Raw genomic sequence first — 1,028 nt, 5'->3', positions numbered from 1 at the left:
ACCCGTTGGCGGAATTAATTTAAGTTGACAAATATGAGTAAAAGGTTGTATATATCGCTGATTTTTAGTAACTTAGTGGTGTCCAAAACATTAAGTCCAAACCATCGTATGTACAACCTTTATACAAAATTCGTCAAAATACTTGAGATATGCAAGCAATTCTCTGAAAATCTCGTCAATGAATCTGGTAATGTTCCACGTCGTGGTCCTGTTCCCAAGTTTTCGGATTTGGAAGTGGTGGCGCTATCCTTGACGGCAGAGACCGAGAGCATTGATAGTGAGAAGTGGTTGTTCGACTATAAATTGCAAGAATACAAGGACAGCATTCCCAATCTCATATCAAGGAGACAGTTCAATGACCGCAGGAAGAAAACGGCAGGCCTGTGTGAGGAACTGCGCAAGCGGATTGCCATGGAAATGGATGGTGGAGAGGAACAATTCTTTGTTGACTCCAAGCCGATAGAGGTCTGTAGGGTTGCAAGAGGGAAACGATGCAAGATGGGACGTACCGGAAATTTCTCGCAAGCTCCAGACTTCGGATTCTGTGCTTCGCAGAACACGTATTATTTTGGTTATAAGTTACACGCTCTCTGTGGGTTAAGTGGAGTTATCCATTCCTATGATCTGTCAAAGGCAAGTGTAGCTGATCTCCATTATATGAAGGATGTAAAACATACTTATCACGACTGTAGCATCTATGGTGACAAAGGGTATATTGGAGCTGACGTACAACTTGACTTGTTCGAAACCGCACACATAAGACTGGAGTGTCCGTATCGGCTCAACCAAAAGGACTGGAAACCGACATTCATTCCGTTTGCAAAGGCAAGAAAGAGGATTGAGACAATATTCTCACAACTTACAGACCAGTTCTTGGTCATCAGGAACTATGCGAAAATAACGAATGGTTTGTTTGCCAGAATCATTGGCAAAATTAGTGCACTTACCATTCTGCAATACGTAAACTTCATTAACGACAAGCCCATTGGCAGAATTAAGTATGCACTAAATTAATTCCGCCAACAGGT

Annotated in this window: 1 protein-coding gene; it reads left to right on the top strand. The window is 42.1% G+C overall.

Annotated features, from left to right (window positions below; genetic code table 11):
• The first annotated feature begins 33 nt into the window (after nt 1-33).
• Nucleotides 34-1,014, top strand: coding sequence for an IS982 family transposase (locus I6E38_RS14880; protein ID WP_151265571.1), 981 nt, complete (start codon nt 34-36; stop codon nt 1,012-1,014).
• Nucleotides 1,015-1,028: the final 14 nt, after the last annotated feature.

The organism is Leyella stercorea (genome assembly GCF_021531355.1).
Classification (GTDB): Bacteria; Bacteroidota; Bacteroidia; order Bacteroidales; family Bacteroidaceae; genus Prevotella.
Note: the sequence above shows the minus strand (reverse complement) of the source record. Positions and strands in the feature narration are given on the sequence as shown.